The following is an 18,708-nucleotide window of genomic DNA, read 5'->3' on the forward strand; positions in this document are numbered from 1 at the left end:
ATCGAACCCGCCCCGCCAGCCACCCAGGAGCCCCGCCATGCCCTCCCCCGCCGACTTCGAGAAGCTCGGCACGTTCTACCTCGGCCGGACGTACGACATGACGGCCAAGAAGGCAACGGACGAGCTCCTGCTCTACGACGCGAACGACCTCACGACGCACGCCCTGTGCATCGGCATGACGGGCAGCGGCAAGACCGGGCTGTGCATCAGCCTGATCGAGGAGGCGCTGCTCGACGGCGTGCCGGCGCTCATCATCGACCCCAAGGGCGATCTGACGAACCTCATGCTCACGTTCCCGGAACTTCGCCCGGCGGACTTCGAGCCCTGGGTCAACCCGGACGACGCCGTGACGGCCGGCGTGAGCGTCGGCGAGTTCGCCGCGCAGCAGGCATCGCTTTGGCAAAAGGGCTTAGCCGACTGGGGCCAGGACGGCGCCCGCATCGCCCAGCTGCGCCGGAGGGCCGACATCGCGATCTACACGCCGGGCTCGAGCGCCGGCATCCCGATCTCGATCCTCAAGAGCTTCGGCGCACCGCCCCCCGCGCTCGTCGACGACGCCGACCTCCTCCGCGAGCGGGTCACGACCACCGCCACCAGCCTCCTCTCACTCCTCGGAATCGACGCCGACCCGCTGCGCAGCCGCGAGCACATCCTCGTCGCCCGGATCTTCGAGGACGCCTGGCGCGCGGGTCGGGACGTCGGCTTGGCCGAACTGATCGGCCTGATCCAGCGACCGCCGTTCGCCACCGTCGGCGCCTTGGCCACGGACGCGTTCTACGCGCCCGATGACCGCCACGAGCTGGCGATGCGCCTGAACAACCTGCTCGCCGCGCCGGGCTTCGACGTCTGGCTGTCCGGCGAGGCGCTCGACATCGACCAACTCCTCCACGACCCCGCCGGCCGCCCACGCGCCGCCATCCTGACGATCAGCCACCTGTCGGACGCCGAGCGGATGTTCTTCGTCTCGCTCCTCCTGAACGAGGTCCTCGGCTGGGTGCGCCTGCAAAGCGGCACAACCTCCCTGCGCGCGATCCTCTACATGGACGAGATCTTCGGTTTCTTCCCCCCCACCGCCAACCCGCCGAGCAAGACGCCGCTCCTTGCCCTTCTCAAGCAGGCCCGCGCCTTCGGCCTCGGCATCGTCCTGGCCACACAGAACCCGGTCGACCTGGACTACAAGGGCCTGTCCAACATCGGCACCTGGCTGATCGGCCGCCTCCAGACGGACCGCGACAAGCAGCGGATCCTCGACGGCCTCGAGGGCGCCGCCGCCGGCGCCGGCCGGTTCGACCGCGCCGAGATGGAGGAGACGCTCGCCGGCCTCGGCAAGCGCGTCTTCCTGATGAACAACGTTCACGAGAACGCGCCCGTCATCTTCACGACGCGCTGGGCGATGAGCTACCTGCGCGGCCCGCTGGCGCGCGACCAGATCAAGCGCCTGATGGCCGGCCGCAAGCCCACGCCGGCGGCCGCACCCGCGCCGACGTTCGCCGCCACGGCAGCGTCGGCGCGCACGTCGCCCGCCGCGCCGTCGTCCGCCCACGGCGCCGCCGTGCCCTTCGCCCTGTCCGCCGACGACCCCGCCGGCCTCGCCCCCGTCCTGCCGCCCGACGTCCCGGTCTACTTCGTGCCCCGCCCCGGCCCCGTCGTCGCCCGCACACCGTACCGCGCACACGCCCTCGGCGTGGCCACGGTGCGCTTCGCCGACCGCAAGACGGGCGTGGACGTGACGCGCGAGCACGTCCTGCTCGCGCCGATCGACGACACGAGCGTGCCGGTGAGCTGGGAAACCTCGACCTCGACGAGCCTGCGCTTGGACGACCTCGAGGCCCAGCCGATGCCGGGCATCCCGTTCGCGGAGCTGCCATCGCCCGCAGTGCAGGCCCGGAACTACAAGGACTGGGGCAAGGATCTGGCGGAGTGGCTGTACGCGAACAGCGAACTGCCCGTCCTCTACTGCCCCGAACTCGAGACCTACGCCCGCCCCGACGAGGACGAGCGCGCCTTCCGGGTGCGGCTGGGCGAGGCGTCCCGCGAGGAGCGCGACCGGCAGACGGATGCGCTGAAGGCCAAGTACGGCCCGAAGATGCGCCTGCTCGAGGAGCGACTGCGCAAGGCGGAGCAGCGCGTCGACAAAGAGCAGACGGACGCGAGCACCGGCCTGGCCGGCACGATCCTCGGCGCCGTCTTGGGCCGCCGCACCGTCCTCGGCATGGCCAAGGAGGCCGCCCGCGGCGTCTCGCGCGGGATGCGCGAGCGCGAGGACGTCTCGCGCGCCAAGGAGGACGTCGCGGCGGCGAAGGAGCAGATCGAGGCGCTCGACCGGTCGTTCCAGGACGACATCGCGGCGATCGAGGCCCGGATCGACCCGGCGGCCGTCGAGATCGAGACCGTCAGCCTCAGGCCGACGAAGGCGAACGTCGTGGTGCGGGCGTGCGCTTTGGCGTGGGGGATGTGACGGACATCGTCACCGCGCCCGACGACAACATGCGGCGCGCCATCGCCCGGACGCCCGACAACGACGTGCGACGCGCCATCGCCCGGACGCTGTGTAGGGGCATGCCGTGCCCCTACACAACCGTGATCGATGACCGAGGGGGCGGCCGATGGGCACGGGGGTAACCACACGGCTCTACGGCCTCGGCACCGCCACGCCTCCGCACAGCGCCGCGCAAGCCGATGTCGGCACGTTCATGGCCCGCGTCGTCGCCGCCGCCGGCCCGGCGAACGGCAATCGCCCCGTACGCAGCGCCCGCCTGATCCGCCGCCTCTACGCCGAGAGCGGCATCGCCCGCCGCCACAGCGTCCTGGCCGACTACGCGTGCGACGATCCGGCCGCGTTCACGTTCTTCCCACCCAATTGGGCGCTCGACCCGTTCCCGACGACGGCCGAGCGGATGGTCGTCTACCGCGAGGCCAGCGTCGAACTCGGCGCCCGGGCCGCGCAGCAGGCGCTCGCCGACGCGTCGATGACAGCGCGCGACGTCACCCATCTGGTCATCAGCACGTGCACCGGGTTCTTCGCCCCCGGACCCGACGTCCTCCTCTTGCGCCGCCTCGGCCTCGCGCCGAACACCGCGCGCACCGTCATCGGCTTCATGGGCTGCAACGCCGCGTTCAACGGCCTGCGGACGGCGGATGACATCGTGCGCTCGAACGCCGACGCGGTCGTCCTCCAGATCTGTGTGGAGCTTTGCAGCCTCCACTTCCAGCGCGACGACGCCTCCGAGACGCTCATCGCGAACTGCCTGTTCGCCGACGGCGCCTCCGCCGCCGTCTGGGCGGCCGACGGCGCACGGCCGGGCGGGCACGCCGCGCTCCTCGGCACGTTCAGCACCGTCCACGACGACAGCCTCGACCAGATGGGCTGGCGGATCGGCGACCACGGCTTCGTGATGACGTTGACCGACGCCGTCCCGGACACGCTCGCCCGCGCGATCCACCCGTTCGTCCAATCGCTCCTCCACCGCAGCCGGACCGACCTCGACCGCGTCGCCGGCTGGGCGATCCACCCGGGCGGCCGCCGGATCGTCGAGGGCATCGGCCGGGCGCTCGAGCTCGACGAGCCCGACCTGGCCTCGGCCTACGGCGTGCTGCGCGACCACGGCAACATGTCCAGCGCGACGATCCTCTTCGTCCTGCAGCGCGAGCTGGACCGACTGCGCTCCGGCAGTTCGGACGTAGGCGACGGCTCGCCCGCCGAACGCCTTGGCGTCGTCGCCCCCGTTCGCGTGGGATCCGACGGCCGCGACATCGTCGGCCGCGACATCGTCGCCCTCGGCTTCGGCCCCGGGCTCAGCCTCGAGGGCGCGGTGCTCCGCGCCACGCCGTGAAGGCGCCGGCGGCCCCCCGGCCCAGCCGCTTCGCGCGCCGCAGCACGGCCGACGAGTGGATGGACGATCCGTCCATCGGCGGGCCGGAGCTCGAGGCGGCGCTCCGGCAGCTGACCCGGGTCAACCGGCTGCTCGGGGGGTATGCGCCGAGCGTGGCGGGGGTGCTGGGGTTGCTTGGGGGTGAGGCGCCCCACCCATCCGTTCTCCCCCGCACCGCCCACCTCCTCGACGTCGGCACCGGCGCCGCCGACACCCCGCGGCGCCTGATCGAAGCGTGCGCCGCGCGCGGCACCGTGCTGCACGTCACGGCGATCGACCTCGCCGCGCACACCGTCGCATACGCCCAGCGCCACAGCGCCGCCCACCCGTCGCTCAACGCCGTGCAGGCCGACCTCCTCGCGCTCGACGCCGACGCCCCCGGCGCCCGGTTCGACGTCGTGCACGCCGCGATGGTCCTGCACCACTTCCGCGACGACGATGCGGTCCGGGCGCTGGCCAGGATGTACGCCCTCGCCGAGGTCGGCGTCGTCGTGAACGATCTCCACCGCCACCCGGTGGCCTACTGGGGCTTCCGCGCCCTCGCCGCCATCTTCTTCCGCAACCGCATGGTCCGCCACGACGGCCCGGTGAGCGTCCTGCGCGGCTTCCGCCGCGCCGAACTGCGCGCACTGGCCGCCCGCGCCGGCTGGCCGATGGACCGCACGCGCCTGCGGTGGTGGCCGCTGTTCCGCTGGCAGCTCGTCGCGGACAAGCGGGGCACGGCAGCGCGCACGGCCGGGCGGTGACCCGTACGACGCGCTGCGCCGGCGTCGCGGCGCGCGGTGACGACAGCGGCAATGTCGGGGGCGAGGGCGCGGGCACGGTTGCCGGCGATGACGACGCCGCGTGCGCGGGCGAGGCCGGCACCGCCGACGTCGCCATCGTCGGCGCCGGCCCGGCCGGTGCGTCGCTGGCCGCCCTGCTCGCCCGGCACGGTCTCGACGTCGTCGTCCTCGAGCGCGACCGCTTCCCGCGCGACAAGCTGTGCGGCGAGTTCCTGAGCCCGGAAGCCCAGGAGGCGCTCCGGACGATCGGCTGCCGGGACGACCTCGCCGCCCTCGCCCCGCCCGCGCTGACCCACGCCCGCTTCACGACGCCCAGCGGCTTCGCGCTCGCCGTCCCGCTGCCCGGCGCCGCGTGGGGCCTCAGCCGCCTCGCCCTCGACGCCGCCCTGGCGGCCAACGCCCGCGCGTGCGGCGCCCGCGTGCGCGAGGGGGCCGTTGCCACGGCCGTGCGCGCCGCGGCCGACGGCACGCGCGTCATCCACTTCACGCCGGCGGCCGGCGCGCCCGGCGTCGGCGGCACGGTGCGCGCCACCCTCGTCGTCTGCGCCCACGGCCGCCGCGACCGCCTCGACCGATCGCTCGACCGCCCGTTCTTCCGCCGGACGACACCGTTCCTCGCCCTGAAGCGCCACCTCCGGGCGACGGACGACGACGTCGGCCGCGCGACCTTCGCTGCTCTGGCCGGTTCCGTCGAGATGCACGTCTTCGACGGCGGCTACTGCGGGCTGGCGCCGATCGAGACCGGCGCGGTGAACGCGTGCCTCCTCCTCCACCGCCGCTTCGTCGCGCCGCTGGCCGACGCGGCCTGGCCGACCGTCCTCGCCGCCGCCGGCCGGGCGAACCCAGCCCTTGCCGCCCGCCTCCAAGGGCTCGCCCCGGCCGACGACACCGTGCACGCCGTGGCACAGGTGTCGCTGCACTTCAAGGATCGCGGCAACGCGCTGGCGCTGTTCGCCGGCGACGCCGCCGGCATGATCGCCCCGCTGGCCGGCGACGGGCAGGCGATGGCGCTCGGCGGCGCGGTGCGCTTGGCCGACCTCATCGTGCACGCGTTGCCGGGCGCCGGGTCGCGGCTGGACGACGACGACCGCGCGCACCTTGCCGCCGCATGGAACGGCGCGTGGCGGCGTGCCTTCGGCGGGCGGATGCGCCTGGCGCTGGCGCTGCAGCCCGTGCTCCTCTCGGCGCGCGCCGCCGAGCCCGCCGCACGGCTCGTCGCCGCCACGCCCGGTGCCGCGGCATGGCTCGCGCGCGCCACGCGCGGCTAGAATCGACGCGCGCAACGCCGACAAGAGGAGGCCGAACGATGACAGGAGGCCATACAATGCCGCCAACGCTCGAATCGATCTGGATCAAGCGTGCCGCCGGCGGCACGATGGACCCCGCGACCACCGCCGATGCGATCGCCGGCGTCGGCCTGGCCGGCAACGCCGACCAGGGCGGGCGGCGCCAGGTGACGATCATCTCGCGCGCCGCCTGGGACGCCACGACGGCCGACCTCGGCGCGCCCGTCGACCCATCGGCGCGCCGGGCGAACCTGCTCGTGCGCGGCATCGACCTGGCGCACAGCAATGGGCGGGTGCTTGCGATCGGCAACGTCCGTGTCCGGATCCACGGCGAGACCCGCCCGTGCGCCCTGATGGACCAGATGCACAACGGGCTCCGCCAGGCGCTCGACCCGGACTGGCGTGCCGGTGCGTACGGCGAAGTCCTGGACAGCGGCACGCTCAGCGTTGGCGATCCGGTCGGCTGGGTCGAGGTGTCCGTCAGCGAAAGGTAAGCGTTTGGTAAGAATGCGGGAATCCCGCGTACCTCCTCGCCGCGAGCGGCGTCTTGTTCCACGAAGACACGACAGTTGTGTCTCTTGCGGTTCGATTCGACGCTTTTTCCCCTTTTCGGCTTGGAGGTTTGGACGATGGAACTTGGGATGCGCCTGCGGGCATTGTGGCTGATCGGTGCGACGTTCATGTTCGGCCTTGCGGTGGCCTTCGCCCTCCTGTACACCGCACACACCCTCGGCATCGACGTGCCGACGCCGCTCAGCTTCGTCATCGACGGCGGGGCGAACGGCTGATCGAGGGTTGACCGAGTTGTGGGCTCACCGAACCGTGGGCTCACACCGTACACATGCGGCCGGCGCGGCGAACTGCCCCGTCGGCCGCATCCGTTAACGCTCCACAACGACCCGCCCCCCACTCCGAACCCACCACGCGCCCGTCCGCCGCCGCACCGCCGCGTCGCTGAACCGGTCGTCGACGAGGACGGCGCGCACCGCCATAGGCCGGCGGCCGTCGAACGGATCGGACGCCACGAGGGCCACGACGGACGCGTCGCCCCGCTTCAGCGCCTCAAGGAACCGGCCGAGCCATACCGGCGCCTCGCCGCCCGCGCCCACCTCCAGCGCGGCGAACCAGAGCTGCCAGTCCAACCGCGGCATGTGCGGCCCGGCCAGGCGCGGCGCCCGGTGCACGTCGCTCGGCAGCCAGCGCAAGGGGTACGGCCGCCACGTATGCCCGTCGAGCGTGCCCTCGATCACGATCTCCGGCCGCGCCGTCGTCATATCGGCGAACAGGCCGTACGGGTTCACGATCCGCCACGGGGCAAGGAGGACGTACGGCACCACGACCGGCGCGGCGGCGGGCGACGACGGCCGCCAGCCCGCAGCGAGGGCAAGCGGGGTGATCGTCAGCCACAGGACGGTGACGACGACGGCGGTCTGGAGGGCGCGGCCGATGCGGGCGGGCCAAGTCGGCGCGGCGGTCGGCGCGGCGGTCGGCGCGGCGCCCGCGGTCGGTTGCGCCGGGGAGGCATCGCCCAGCAACGACATGCACAGCACCACCGTCAGCACGTTGAAGAAGCCGTAGTTGCCGGTGAGCCCGATCGCCAACTGCAGCGCGATGAACAGCCACGCCGCGGTGCGCCTCGCCCGCCGCGGGCCGAAGACGAGCAGCGGTGCGCCGAGCTCGATCGCCAGCGCACCGGCCGTCATCGCCCGCAGCGCGTCCGGCGGCAGGTGGTGGGCAAACCACGCCGCGCGCGTCGGCAGCGGCTGCGTCATGAAGTGGTGCGACAGCGCCGAGAGGTCGCGCCAGACGACGTCGCCGCGCAGCTTGACGAGGCCGCTGGCGAACATCAGGCGGGCGACGAGGAGGCGGCAGAGCCAGATCATCCGGCGGGTCGTCCGGCGGGACGGCGGGCGGGACGGAATTCGGCGGATCGAACGACCGGTGCCACCGGCATCCGTCGCCGCACCGAAGTCGTGGCGTAGCGCCGCTGCCAGCCAGATCGCCAGGAACCCGGCCTCGCACAGCAGCCCGTCCCACTGGTAGCCGAGGAACACGTCGCCCGCGCCGACGAGCGACAGGTAGCCCGCCCACGCGACGACCGCGGCGGCCGCGGGGACCCACGTCGGTGCCCACGTCGGTGCCCACGGCTGGCTCCACCGTCGCCCGCCCGCTCGACCGCCGGCCCGCGGCCGGTCCCATGGCGCCAGCGCGAGCACGATGCCCGCCACGACGACCGCCGCACACGCCGTGTGCAGCGCCCCGTCCGTCGGCCAAAGCCAGAGCAGCGACGGCTGCGCCCACCACGCGCCGAACGACGCCGTTGCCTGGCCCGCCCGCTCGGCGATCGGCAGGACGCCGCGCGCGCCGACGAGGCCGATGACCTGCACCCACAGCGACGCGCCGGCGGCGGCATACACGAGGCCGATGCCGCGCACGAGCCAGGCGGCGCTGCGCTCGATCGACATGGGTGCTGGCGCGGTCGGCATCATCGCACGCGACGATACCCCGGGGTGCCGGCGGCGACAATCCCGGGCCGCGGCGAGGCGTTTGTGCGGCGCGCGGAACGGTGTTAACCTCGACCCGGGAGCAGCGCCCGCAATCCGCACAAGGAGATGCCGCGATGACCGACGGACACCCGCCGGAGCCCTCGCCCGCCGCGCCCTGGCAGCAGGCCGTGCTGGACGACGTGTTCCTGCTGACGATGTTCGGCCTGGTGGTCCCGACGCTGTTCTACATCGTCTGGGGCCTCATCGAGCTGGCCAGCCTGCCGCTGTTCAAGCCGTAGGCCCGTCGATGGCGTCGCGCATGGCGCCGTCCGATCCGCGCCGACGATGGCGGTGGCGCCGTTCGGTTTCAACCCGACGGCCCATGCCCTGCCCGCATCCAACCCGAAAACTGGAGAGCAATCGATGATCGAGCGATCGAGCACGCTCGTCGCGCCCGGCGCCCGGTGGTGGTCGCCGTTGGGCCGCGACGAACGGTTGTGGTTCATGGTCGTCCTCGTCTGGGCGCTGGCGATGTTCCTGATGATCTTCGTCATCTGGCCGGCGATCGGCGACCAGCAGCTGACGTTCTCGTCCTATCGCACCGACCCGGCCACGTTCAAGGCCGCCGTCGACGCCTCGATCGCCGCGCATCAGGTCGGCGATCTGGAGGGCCGCCCGCTCGTGGCCCCGCCGCCGGGCGACGTCTACCTGCTGGGCGAGCGCTTCCAGTTCACGCCGGCGCTGCGCCTGAAGAAGGGCGAGACGTACCGGCTGCTCCTGTCGTCCAGCGACGTCCAGCACGGCCTCTCGATCCAGCCCGACAACATCAACTTCCAAGTCCTGCCGGGCTACGTCAGCGCGATCACGCTGACGCCCAAGCAGGACGGCGAGTACACGATCGTCTGCAACGAGTACTGCGGCATCGGCCACCACCTGATGGTCGGCCAGATCGCCGTCGTGCCGTGACGCACCCGGAGACGAACATGGCGCTCAGTGGCACACTTGGGACTGCCCTCGGCCGGACCTGCGGGGTCACCGGCCTCTTCGTGGACCGCTCGTCGGAGCGGCTGATCATCGTCAACGCGGTGACGGCGGTGCTCTGGCTGGCGACGGGCGGCGTGATGGCGCTCCTCATCGCGCTCACGCGCTGGCCGGCCGTCCAGCTGATCAGCAGCCCGGAATGGTTCTACCGCCTCGTCAGCGCCCACGGCGCGGCGATGCTGGTGTTCTGGATCCTGTTCTTCGAGGTCGCCGGGCTGATCTTCGGCGGCACGATCCTGCTGAACCAGCCGATGGTCGCCCCCAAGGTCGGCTGGCTGGCCTACGGGATGATGCTCTTCGGGTCCGTCGCGGCGGCGGTCGTCGTCCTGTCGGGCCACGCCACCGTGATGTTCACGGCCTACCCGCCGCTCGAGGCGACCCACTGGTTCTACCTGTTCATCCTCGTGTTCGCCGTCGGGGCGCTCATCGCGGTGATCCATTTCCTCATCCAGATCACCCGCGCCCGGATCACCGGCCACATCCGTACGCTGCCGCTGTTCACGTTCGGCCTCGTCGTGGCCGCCATCCTGGCGCTGTTCACGCTCGCCAGCGGCACCGCGGCGCTCATCCCGGCCTGGCTCGCGCGCCTCGGCGTGATCGAGCAGGCCGACCCGGGCGTCTACCGGCTGCTCTTCTGGGGCTTCGGCCACGGCGCGCAGCAGGTGAACCTGGCGGCGATGGTGGCGATCTGGTACGGCCTGGCCAGCCTGATGGTCGGCGCGCGGCCGATCAACGAGGGGCTGAGCCGGTTGGCGTTCCTGCTCTACGTGCTCTTCATTCAGATGGGGTCGATGCACCACATCCTGGTCGACCCGGGCCTGAGCCACTGGGCGCGCGGCATCAACACCAGCTATTTCCTGTACGCCGCCGTCATGGGCAGCATGATCCACGCGTTCACGATCCCCGCCTCCGTCGAGGTCGCCCAGCGCGAGAAGGGCCACACCGGCAGCCTGTTCGCCTGGCTCCGCAAGGCGCCGTGGGGCTCGCCCGGCTTCAGCGCGTTCGCGCTCAGCTTCATGATGTTCGGCGTGCTCGGCGGGATCAGCGGCGTGATCATGGGCGGCATCCAGCTGAACCTGATCGCGCACAACACGCTGATCGTCCCGGCCCACTTCCACATGACCGTCGTCGCCGGCACGACGCTGGCGTTCATGGGGATCAGCTACTACCTCGTGCCGCTGATCACGCGGCGCGACCTCTTCCTGCCCGGCTGGGCCAAGGTGCAGCCCTACATCTTCACGACCGGCATGCTGATCTTCGGCATCGCGATGGGCCTGGCCGGCCACTGGGGCGTCCCGCGCCGGCACTGGGACATCAGCCTCTCCGCCTACAAGTTCGCCGCCGGCACGTTCGACGCCCCGCGCATCCACATGGCGCTGGCAATCACGGCCCTCGGCGCGACGATCGCGATCGTCGGCGGGACGATGTACGTGGTCGTCGCCGCCGGCACGGTGTTCCTCGGGAAGCGGAACGACGTCCCGAACATCGGCCACGTCGACGCCGGCGCGTTCGCCCCGCCCGCCCCCGCGGCGCCCCATGTGGGCCGCGGCTTCGAGGCGCCCGGCACGATGACGCTGGCGATGACGTGGCTGGCGCTCTTCGTCGTGCTCTATGCCGTGTCGTGGTACGAGTTCAGCTCGATCCAGTGGGGGATTCGCTGACGAGGCGGCGCGCCGGCGCCGTGTGACGGCTCGGCCAGATGGCGCGGAACATCGTCCCGAAGAACAGCGCGCCGGTCAGCCACATGACGACGCCGCCGAGCCGCTGGTCGGCCAACGGGTCAAGACCCCACGGCCGGCCGGCGGCCTCGGCGGCGAGGTAGCTCGGATAGAGGACGCGCGGGCTGAACAACAGCGCCGCCGCCACGAGCCCGCCGCCCATGCAGTTCGCGAACGCCATGCCGAACGCGGCGTGCGGTGACGCCTTGTGGTGCGCCGGCAGCGGGTCGATGACGATCCACCAGAACAGCAGCGACGGCGCGAAGAACGCGACGTGCTCGAGGTCGTGGATCAGCGGGTCGGCCAGTGCGGCCTCGTAGAACCGCGGCACGTGCCACAGCCCGAGGCTGACGTTCCAGAGCACGGCGACGGTCACCGGATGGCACAGGCCGTCGAGCGCCCGCCGCAGCCAGCGGCGCCCCACTGTCGCCCGGAGCACGCCGACCAATCGGCGCGGCGGCAGCGCCCGGACGAGCAGATGGACCGGCCGTCCGAGCACGAGCAGCGGCGCGGCGAGCTGCATGAGGACGAGGTGTTGGAGCATGTGGACGAGGAAGCTCTCGTCGTTGAACGCGTCCAGCGGCCCGGCCAGCGCCGTCGTCACCGCCAGCAGCCCGCCGAAGAACGCGGCCGTGCGCCACGGACCGTGCGCCGGCCGGCCGCGCCGGCGCGCCGCGACGAGGGCGAGGGCGTAGCCGAGCGCGAAGGCGACGAGGACGAGCGTCAGCCCCGGCTCGAAACGCCACAGCGCCGCGGCGGACTCGCCAGGCACGGGGACATGGGGAGGGGAGGGCGGGCATGGGGGATGGTCGGCAGTGAGGGGGTGGGTCAGGCTGGTGGGGGGCCAGCTGCGTGGGGCACCGGCCGAAGGCCCTGGCGGCGACGCCAGGGCCGAGCCTGGCCCGTTAAACGGCACGCGACTCGCCGCGACAGCACCGTTTCGCCCCCAACCCTTTGCCCCTACTGCAGCCCGATCCGAACCCCCTCCCGCACCGCCCCGTCCGCAAGCGCGAGGAGATCGGCATCCGCGATCGCCCCCTTGCCGTCCCACCATCGCCACACCGGCGGCGTGCTGGATCGATCCGCCTTCGGCGACGCGCCCACGGCGTACGTGCCCGGCTCGACGGACAGGACGAACTCGCCTTGCGCGTTCGTCTCGACCTTCGGGCCGGTCGTCGGCAACTGCCCGTTGCGGTCCGTCGGTCCGTCGCGGCGCACCGCCATCACGCGCGCCCCGGCGGCGGCGGTGCCGTCGGCCTGGAGGACCGTGCCCCGGATCGTCGCTTGCGGCTTGTGCGCCAGGTCGAAGTCGATCCCCGGACGCACTTCATCCAGCGCCAGCGTCACCACCGTCGCGGTTCGCGACTCGACCTGGTGGTCCCAGTACTGCCGGACGTGGCCGTCCGCCTCGGCGGCGACGAGCCAGGCGCCGACCGGCACCTTCAGCACGTAGCTGCCGTCGGCGCCGGTGCGCGTTCCGCCGGCCCCGGTGCTGGACCGGTCGCCGATCGTGCTGTTGGCGGCGCGGATGGCGCGCACGACGGCGCCCTCGAGCGGCAGGCCGTCGGCGCCGCGGACGATGCCGCTGACGGCGGCCATGGGCACCGGCGTCGGGGTCGGGTCGGCGGCGACAAGCTGGAAGTCGATGGATGCCACCGTGGCCCCGGCGGCGACGGTGACCGGTTTCGCGTCGCGCTGGGCGGCGGCGCCTTCGAACCACTGGACCTTGTGCCGGGCCGCGTCGACGCGAACGGCCCAGTTGCCGGGCATGACCGGGAGCCGATAGCGCCCGTCGGCGTCGGTCGCGGCGCCGCCGGCGTTCTGGCCGCGATCCGCTTGGAGCGCGGCGTCGGTGGATGGCGGATCGAACGGCAGCCCGAGCGGCCGGGCGACGGCGATCTGTTGCGCCCGCACGAGCGCGCCGGCCAGCGGCTGGCCGTCCGCGCCAAGGACGCGGCCCTCGATCGCGCCCGGCAGGCGAAGGTCGACGTCGATCGGCAGCCGCACGGTCCGCACCGCCGGCGCACCACCGTCCGGCGTGGCGCTCACGGTGAGGACCGCGACGAACCGCGACGGGCCGGGCGCCTCGACGCGGGTGGCGGCGCGCAGGCGCGCGTCGCGCAGGGCCGGCCCGGTCCGGGTGTCGGCCACGTTCTGGATGGCCACCTCGGTCTCGGCGCCGTCGGCGCCGACGGCCATCAGCCGCAGCGTCGCATCCTCGGCGCCCGAAGCACCGTCGGTCCAGTAGCCGCGGAAGTCGGCGCAGGCGCCGACCAGGCCGGGCTTGGTCAGCACGATCTTCGTCGGGCCGGCGGCCGATCCGACGGTCGCACCGCGGCTCGTCGTCCGCGGCGTGATCACGTCGGCGATCGCGCTGCCCGGCGAGAGCACGGCCAGCGCGGTTCCGGCGCCGACGCAGACCTCGGGCTCGCGCGGCGTGTTCGCGCCGCCGCGGTCCTGGGCGCCGACGCGGCCGCCGGTGAGGACGGCCAGCAAGGCGACGGCGAGGAGCGCGGCGGTGCGGCGGGTTGGGTGGGTGAGGATGGACATCGGAGCCTCCCGGGGTGTGGGAACGGAACGAGGCAGCGACCGCCCGGCCCTGAAGGGTCGGGCTCGTTCATGACGAAGTCCCCGACGGGGACTCGTTCTCGCGCTGGCCGCAGCCCGCGACAGCGGGCTGCGGCATGGACGAGCCTGGGGCCTCGGCCCCAGGCGATCGGCCGCGCCCATGACGGCATTGCTTACCCGGCCTAACGTCGCTCGAACGGGATAAGTCACGTCGCCGCCGCGCGATTCCGCCGTTCCGTATTAATATCGTCGCGCCCCGACCGTCGCCTGACGGCGGCATGCGGCGACCTCGGAGGGCGGTGTCCCGTGGGACGGATCATCCTGGGCGACAACCTGGCGGTGCTGGCGACGCTGCCGAGCGCCTCGATCGACCTGATCTATATCGACCCGCCGTTCAACACGGGCCACCGCCAGACGCGAACGCGCCTGCGCACGGTGCGGGACGACGACGGCGGCGACCGGACCGGCTTCCAGGGGCGGCGCTATCGCACGGAGTCGCTCGGCGTGAGCGGCTACGACGACCGCTTCGAGGATTTCCCGAGCTTCATCGCACCGCGCTTGAAGGAAGGACGGCGCGTGCTGAAGCCGACCGGCAGCTTCTTCCTGCACATGGACTACCGCGAGGTCCACTACGCCAAAGTGCTGATGGACGCCTTGTTCACGCGCGAATGCTTCATGAACGAGATCATCTGGGCCTACGACTACGGCGCGCGCTCCAAGCGCCGCTGGCCGGCCAAACACGACAACATCCTGTGGTACGTGATGGACCCCGAAGCCTACACGTTCGAGTACGGGCGTATGGACCGGATCCCCTATCTGGCCCCCGGCATGGTCGGTCCAGAGAAGGCGGCGCGCGGCAAGACGCCCACCGACGTGTGGTGGCAGACGATCGTCAGCACGAACGGGCGCGAGAAGACGGGCTACGCCACGCAGAAGCCGCTGGCGATCCTGGAACGGATCGTGAAGGTGCACAGCCGACCGGGCGATGTCTGCCTCGACTTCTTCGCCGGCAGCGGCACGCTGGGCGAAGCGGCGGCCAAGCACGGGTGTGACTTCGTGCTCGTGGACAACAACCCGGACGCCGTCGAAGTGATGGCGCGGCGGCTGGCGGCGTATGAACCGACGGTGGAGCGCGGCTGATCGCGGCGCCTTGGCCGCGCCCCGGCGTGACCCCTTTGTGACCCCTATGCCCCTTCCATCGCCCCCGCCATAACCGGACAATGGCACCACCGCGCAACCGAGCGCGGGCGCGGGCGCCGATCCGGGCGGCATGGAGCGAGGGAAGGATCGATGGGCCATCTTCGGCAGGTCGCTCCCGTGCGTCCATCACGCATCGTGCGCGCCGTTCGAGCCGTTCGACAGGATCCACAGTCAGAGCAATGCGACCGACGAGTATGTGTTGGGCGCACGCCGACGATACGGCGTGGGCCATCGTCCGAATCCTTGATTGCGTACGCGCAGGAGACCCGTTCCCTCAGCATTTCGGCTGCCCACGACGCGACGACGGTGCTCCTTCCGACCGCGACCGACCCGGTCGCGCGCCGCCGGCCCACACCGTCGCCGCGCCGTGGGCAATCGGCGATGCGGCCCGTCGTCCCAACCGCCTCCGGTCGGCACCTCGATCATTTGCTTTTCCCGCCTGAAACAGTGTTTACTGCGGTGCAGCTTCCAGTCCCACTGCACCATGATCCACTGCCCGATGATCCACTGCACCGTGACCCGCCACACCGTGTCCCACTGCCACGCGTCCCGACGCACGAGCTGCCGACCGAAATGACCGAAGCCGTCATCACGCCACAGCTCGTCGAGCAGGCGCTGCGCCGCCTCGACAATCCGCGTGCGCTGGCGGAACACCCGTTTTGCAGCTTGGCCGTTGTCCGCCAACGGCGCGCCGAGGACCCGCTGGCGGGCAGCGCCGGCGACGTCGGCCGCACGCTGGCGGCGGTGCTGCGGGACTTGGTCCTGCGCAACCTGACCGGCCACCGCGGCGCCGACGTGCCCGACGGTCCACAGCCGATCGACGCTGTCGTCGCCGGGCTGCAGGCGGACTTCACCGCCCGCGACGGCGAGCGCGAGGCGTGGAGCGTCGTCTACCATCGCTGGGTCTGCCCGTCGCGGATGCCGTCGATTGACATCCAGACGATCAGCGCGTACTCCAAGCGCACGATCCACCGCCGAGGCGACGACGGCTGCCAGCTGATCGCCGAACGCCTGATCTTCCACGAGCGCGTGGCGCTGGCCGAGGAGGCCAAGCGCGCCGTGCCGCTGCCCGTGCTCGGCGACGAGATGTCCCTTCGGCGCTGGGTGATCGAGACCGTTCGGCGCGACGGCCTTGCGGCGCTGGCGCAGCTGCCGCTGGCCGAAGGGGTGCGTGCGGACGCGCCGATCGTCGACCTCATCGACTACCAGGCCAGCCGGGTGCTGGCGTGGTCCGACGCGCCCGACGCGTTGTTCTTCCGCTGCGTCGAGCTGACGTTGCTGCTGGATCAGGGCGAGGATGCCGCCGACGGGCGCTGGCGGGCCGAGGTCGAGCGCTACCCCGACCTGGTCAAGGCGCTCGACCGAACCACCGACCCGGTGCTCGTGCTGCTCGGCGCGCCCGGCAGCGGGAAGAGCACACTGCTGCGCCACCTCGAGCTGAAGGCGGCGGCTGCGGCACTGGAGGCGCCGGGCGATTCCGGACGCGTGCCGTTCTATGCGCCGCTGTCCGACTACCGTGCCGACGCCCTCGGCGCCATCCCACCCCCGCCGGCGGTGTGGCTCGCCGACCGGTGGTCGCGCCGCTACCCGCTGCTGCCGCCGTTGGACGATCTGGTGGCCGACGGCCGTGTGCTCCTGCTGCTCGACGGCCTCAACGAGATGCCGCACACCTCCGACGCCGACAACCGCGAGCGGATCGGGGTGTGGAAGACCTATCTGCACGCGATGATCGCCGGCCGACCCGGCAACCGCGCCCTCGTGGCCTGCCGCCGTCTGGACTACAGCGCGCAGCTCTCGACGCCGACGCTTCGTGTCCCGCAGCTCGAGATCCAGCCGCTCGACGACGACCAGCTGGCCGAGTTCGTCCAGAAGTACAACCCCCAGCTGGCCGCGGTGATCGACGACGGTCTGGCGATGGGCGGGCGGCGCGACCTGTTCCGGACGCCATTCCAGCTGCGCCTGCTCATCCACCACATCGAGGGCGGCGGCGACCCGAACGCCGACCCGGTGACGCTGTTCACGTCGCTGGTCCGGGCGGCGCTGCACCGCGAGATAAAGAGCGAGAACGTGCGCTTCCTGGCGGACGACCTGCTGACGGAGCGGGACCGCCGCCGGCTCGTCCAAGGGCGCGCCTGGGCCAACCCGCACGCCCTGCCGGACGAGGGCCGCCTGATCCCATCCCTCGCCCGCCTGGCCTACGGGATGCAGGCCGGCCGCGGCGGGGTCGAGGGGGCGCACGTGCGCATCGGCTACGGGCACGCCCGGGCGCTGATGGACACGCGTGTGCTCCCGTGCGCCGACGCGGTGCTGCGGGCAGGGATCGACCTCGGCGTGCTGGACGAGGACGGATCGGGCGAAGAGGTGCTCTTCCACCACCAGCTGATCCAGGAGTACTTCGCGGCGCGCATGTTCGCCGCCACGCCCGATGTCGATCGCGTCCGCGTGGCCACCCGCGCCGACGAGATCCAACCGAGCCTCGACGAGACGATCGCCGGCCTGGCGATCGCCGACCCGCTGCCGCCGCCGCCCGGCACGGTGTGGGACCAGACGGTGCTGATGGCCGCCGTCCTCACGCGCACGCCGGACGTCCTGATCCCGGACTTGGCGGAGCGCAACCCGGTGCTGGCCGGCCGTGCCGCGGCGCAGGCGGCGTGCGGCGTCTCGGAGGTCGTCAAGGAGTCCCTCCGCTGGCGCCTCGTCGAGACCTCCCGCAACCCGGAGGTGGACCTTCGCGTCCGCATCGCCGCCGGCCTCGCCCTCGGTGAGCTGGGCGATCCGCGGTTCACCCGAGGTGTCGGGCCGGAGGGGCACGCCTACCTCCTGCCGCCGTTCATCGAGATCCCGGCCGGCACGTACACGATCGGGAGCGATGGGAGCATCTATCCGGAGGAGGCGCCGGAGCACCAGGTGACGCTCGAATCGTTCAAGATCGCCCAGTTCCCGGTGACGCGGGCGGAGTATGCGCTGTTCATGGAGGCGGGGGGGTACGAGGATGAGCGGTGGTGGGATACGGAGGCGGCGCGGGCGTGGAGGCGGGGGGAGGGGACGGGAGAGGGCGTTCGTTTCAACATCATGGACGTCCTCGCACAGTACCGACAGCAGCCAGGCCTTCTGGAGGAGCAAGCTAGGCGCGGAATGATGGAGGCGCGGCTCTACGACAAGTGGCGGTCGCAGCTCGACGTCGACGTGGCTGAACTACCGGCATATCTACTTGCGCTCTATCCGGACGTCCGATTTCGCGCACCGCGCATGTCCAGCGTTGGCATGGGAACTGCGTCATCACTTCCCGTCGTCGGTATCTGTTGGTATGAGGCTGCCGCCTACTGCAACTGGCTGAGCCATCAGTCTGGCGATCAATGCGCATTGCCGACCGAGGTCGAATGGGAGGCGGCGGCGCGCGGGTCTGACGCGCGCTCACTTCCCTTCCGGGGATTATCGTACGGGTCGCCGTGCAACACCGTTGAGAGTCACTTACGATCGCTTTCACCGATCGGCGTGTTCTCCTTCGGTGACACACCATCAGGCATCAGTGACCTGGCAGGTAATGTCGGTGAGTGGACATCGTCCGCATACCTCGCATATCCATATTCGTTGCATCACGAATGCTCTTCGAACGTGTGCGCTCAGCGCGTCCGGCGAGGTGGGAGCTGGATGTATGGCATTCGCGAGGCCAGAACGACGTGTCGGTTTGGAGTCCACGCCGCCATCTATTCACGTGACGGTGGCTTTCGTTTCACAATACGCTGAACACC

At 71.8% G+C, this 18,708-nt stretch carries 14 protein-coding genes; 11 read left to right on the top strand and 3 right to left on the bottom strand.

The window, feature by feature from the left end; translation table 11 throughout:
* Positions 1-37 precede the first annotated feature (37 nt).
* From IPG72_11495 to IPG72_11520, 6 genes are all read left to right on the top strand, one after another.
* Entirely contained in the window at positions 38-2,458 is a 2,421-nt protein-coding gene (locus IPG72_11495) for an ATP-binding protein (GenBank protein ID MBK6769609.1), read from the top strand.
* Positions 2,459-2,606: 148 nt separating this feature from the next.
* Positions 2,607-3,833, top strand: a complete 1,227-nt coding sequence (locus tag IPG72_11500) for a type III polyketide synthase (GenBank protein ID MBK6769610.1) — start codon at positions 2,607-2,609, stop codon at positions 3,831-3,833.
* Complete coding sequence (locus tag IPG72_11505; protein MBK6769611.1) at positions 3,830-4,618, top strand: methyltransferase domain-containing protein; 789 nt, start codon at positions 3,830-3,832, stop codon at positions 4,616-4,618. The genes IPG72_11500 and IPG72_11505 overlap by 4 nt, the downstream gene beginning before the upstream one ends.
* Positions 4,615-5,925, top strand: a complete 1,311-nt coding sequence (locus IPG72_11510) for an FAD-dependent monooxygenase (protein MBK6769612.1) — start codon at positions 4,615-4,617, stop codon at positions 5,923-5,925. The genes IPG72_11505 and IPG72_11510 overlap by 4 nt, the downstream gene beginning before the upstream one ends.
* Before the next feature lie 56 nt (positions 5,926-5,981).
* The gene (locus tag IPG72_11515; protein MBK6769613.1) at positions 5,982-6,437 is read left to right on the top strand and encodes an MOSC domain-containing protein; all 456 of its coding nucleotides are present in this window, start codon (positions 5,982-5,984) and stop codon (positions 6,435-6,437) included.
* A 135-nt stretch (positions 6,438-6,572) separates the two neighbouring features.
* Complete coding sequence (locus IPG72_11520) at positions 6,573-6,731, top strand: hypothetical protein (GenBank protein ID MBK6769614.1); 159 nt, start codon at positions 6,573-6,575, stop codon at positions 6,729-6,731.
* 93 nt (positions 6,732-6,824) lie between these two features.
* Here IPG72_11520 and IPG72_11525 read toward each other — a convergent pair whose 3' ends face one another.
* A complete protein-coding gene (locus IPG72_11525) occupies positions 6,825-8,408 on the bottom strand; it encodes a lipase maturation factor family protein (protein ID MBK6769615.1) in 1,584 nt (527 codons plus the stop codon).
* A 155-nt stretch (positions 8,409-8,563) separates the two neighbouring features.
* Here IPG72_11525 and IPG72_11530 point away from each other — a divergent pair, with 155 nt between their 5' ends.
* From IPG72_11530 to IPG72_11540, 3 genes are all read left to right on the top strand, one after another.
* Positions 8,564-8,728 (top strand): hypothetical protein, encoded by a 165-nt coding sequence (locus tag IPG72_11530; GenBank protein MBK6769616.1) that lies wholly within the window; start codon positions 8,564-8,566, stop codon positions 8,726-8,728.
* A gap of 124 nt (positions 8,729-8,852) precedes the next feature.
* Entirely contained in the window at positions 8,853-9,395 is a 543-nt protein-coding gene (locus IPG72_11535; protein MBK6769617.1) for a cytochrome C oxidase subunit II, read from the top strand.
* A 17-nt stretch (positions 9,396-9,412) separates the two neighbouring features.
* A complete protein-coding gene (locus IPG72_11540; GenBank protein MBK6769618.1) occupies positions 9,413-11,131 on the top strand; it encodes a cbb3-type cytochrome c oxidase subunit I in 1,719 nt (572 codons plus the stop codon).
* Here the strand turns inward: IPG72_11540 and IPG72_11545 are convergent.
* Both IPG72_11545 and IPG72_11550 read right to left on the bottom strand, forming a co-directional pair.
* Entirely contained in the window at positions 11,103-11,960 is an 858-nt protein-coding gene (locus IPG72_11545; GenBank protein MBK6769619.1) for a cytochrome c oxidase assembly protein, read from the bottom strand. The genes IPG72_11540 and IPG72_11545 overlap by 29 nt on opposite strands.
* 188 nt (positions 11,961-12,148) lie before the next feature.
* Positions 12,149-13,738: a carboxypeptidase regulatory-like domain-containing protein gene (locus IPG72_11550; protein MBK6769620.1), complete on the bottom strand. Its 1,590-nt coding sequence runs from the start codon at positions 13,736-13,738 to the stop codon at positions 12,149-12,151.
* Positions 13,739-14,062: 324 nt separating this feature from the next.
* Between IPG72_11550 and IPG72_11555 the strand changes: the two genes are divergently transcribed.
* Both IPG72_11555 and IPG72_11560 read left to right on the top strand, forming a co-directional pair.
* Positions 14,063-14,896: a site-specific DNA-methyltransferase gene (locus IPG72_11555; protein MBK6769621.1), complete on the top strand. Its 834-nt coding sequence runs from the start codon at positions 14,063-14,065 to the stop codon at positions 14,894-14,896.
* 633 nt (positions 14,897-15,529) lie between these two features.
* Positions 15,530-18,703 carry an SUMF1/EgtB/PvdO family nonheme iron enzyme gene (locus tag IPG72_11560; GenBank protein MBK6769622.1) on the top strand — a complete coding sequence of 1,058 codons (3,174 nt, stop codon included), beginning with the start codon at positions 15,530-15,532 and terminating at the stop codon, positions 18,701-18,703.
* The last annotated feature ends 5 nt before the right edge of the window (positions 18,704-18,708 follow it).

The organism is Candidatus Avedoeria danica, from assembly GCA_016703025.1.
GTDB lineage: Bacteria > Chloroflexota > Anaerolineae > Epilineales > Epilineaceae > Avedoeria > Avedoeria danica.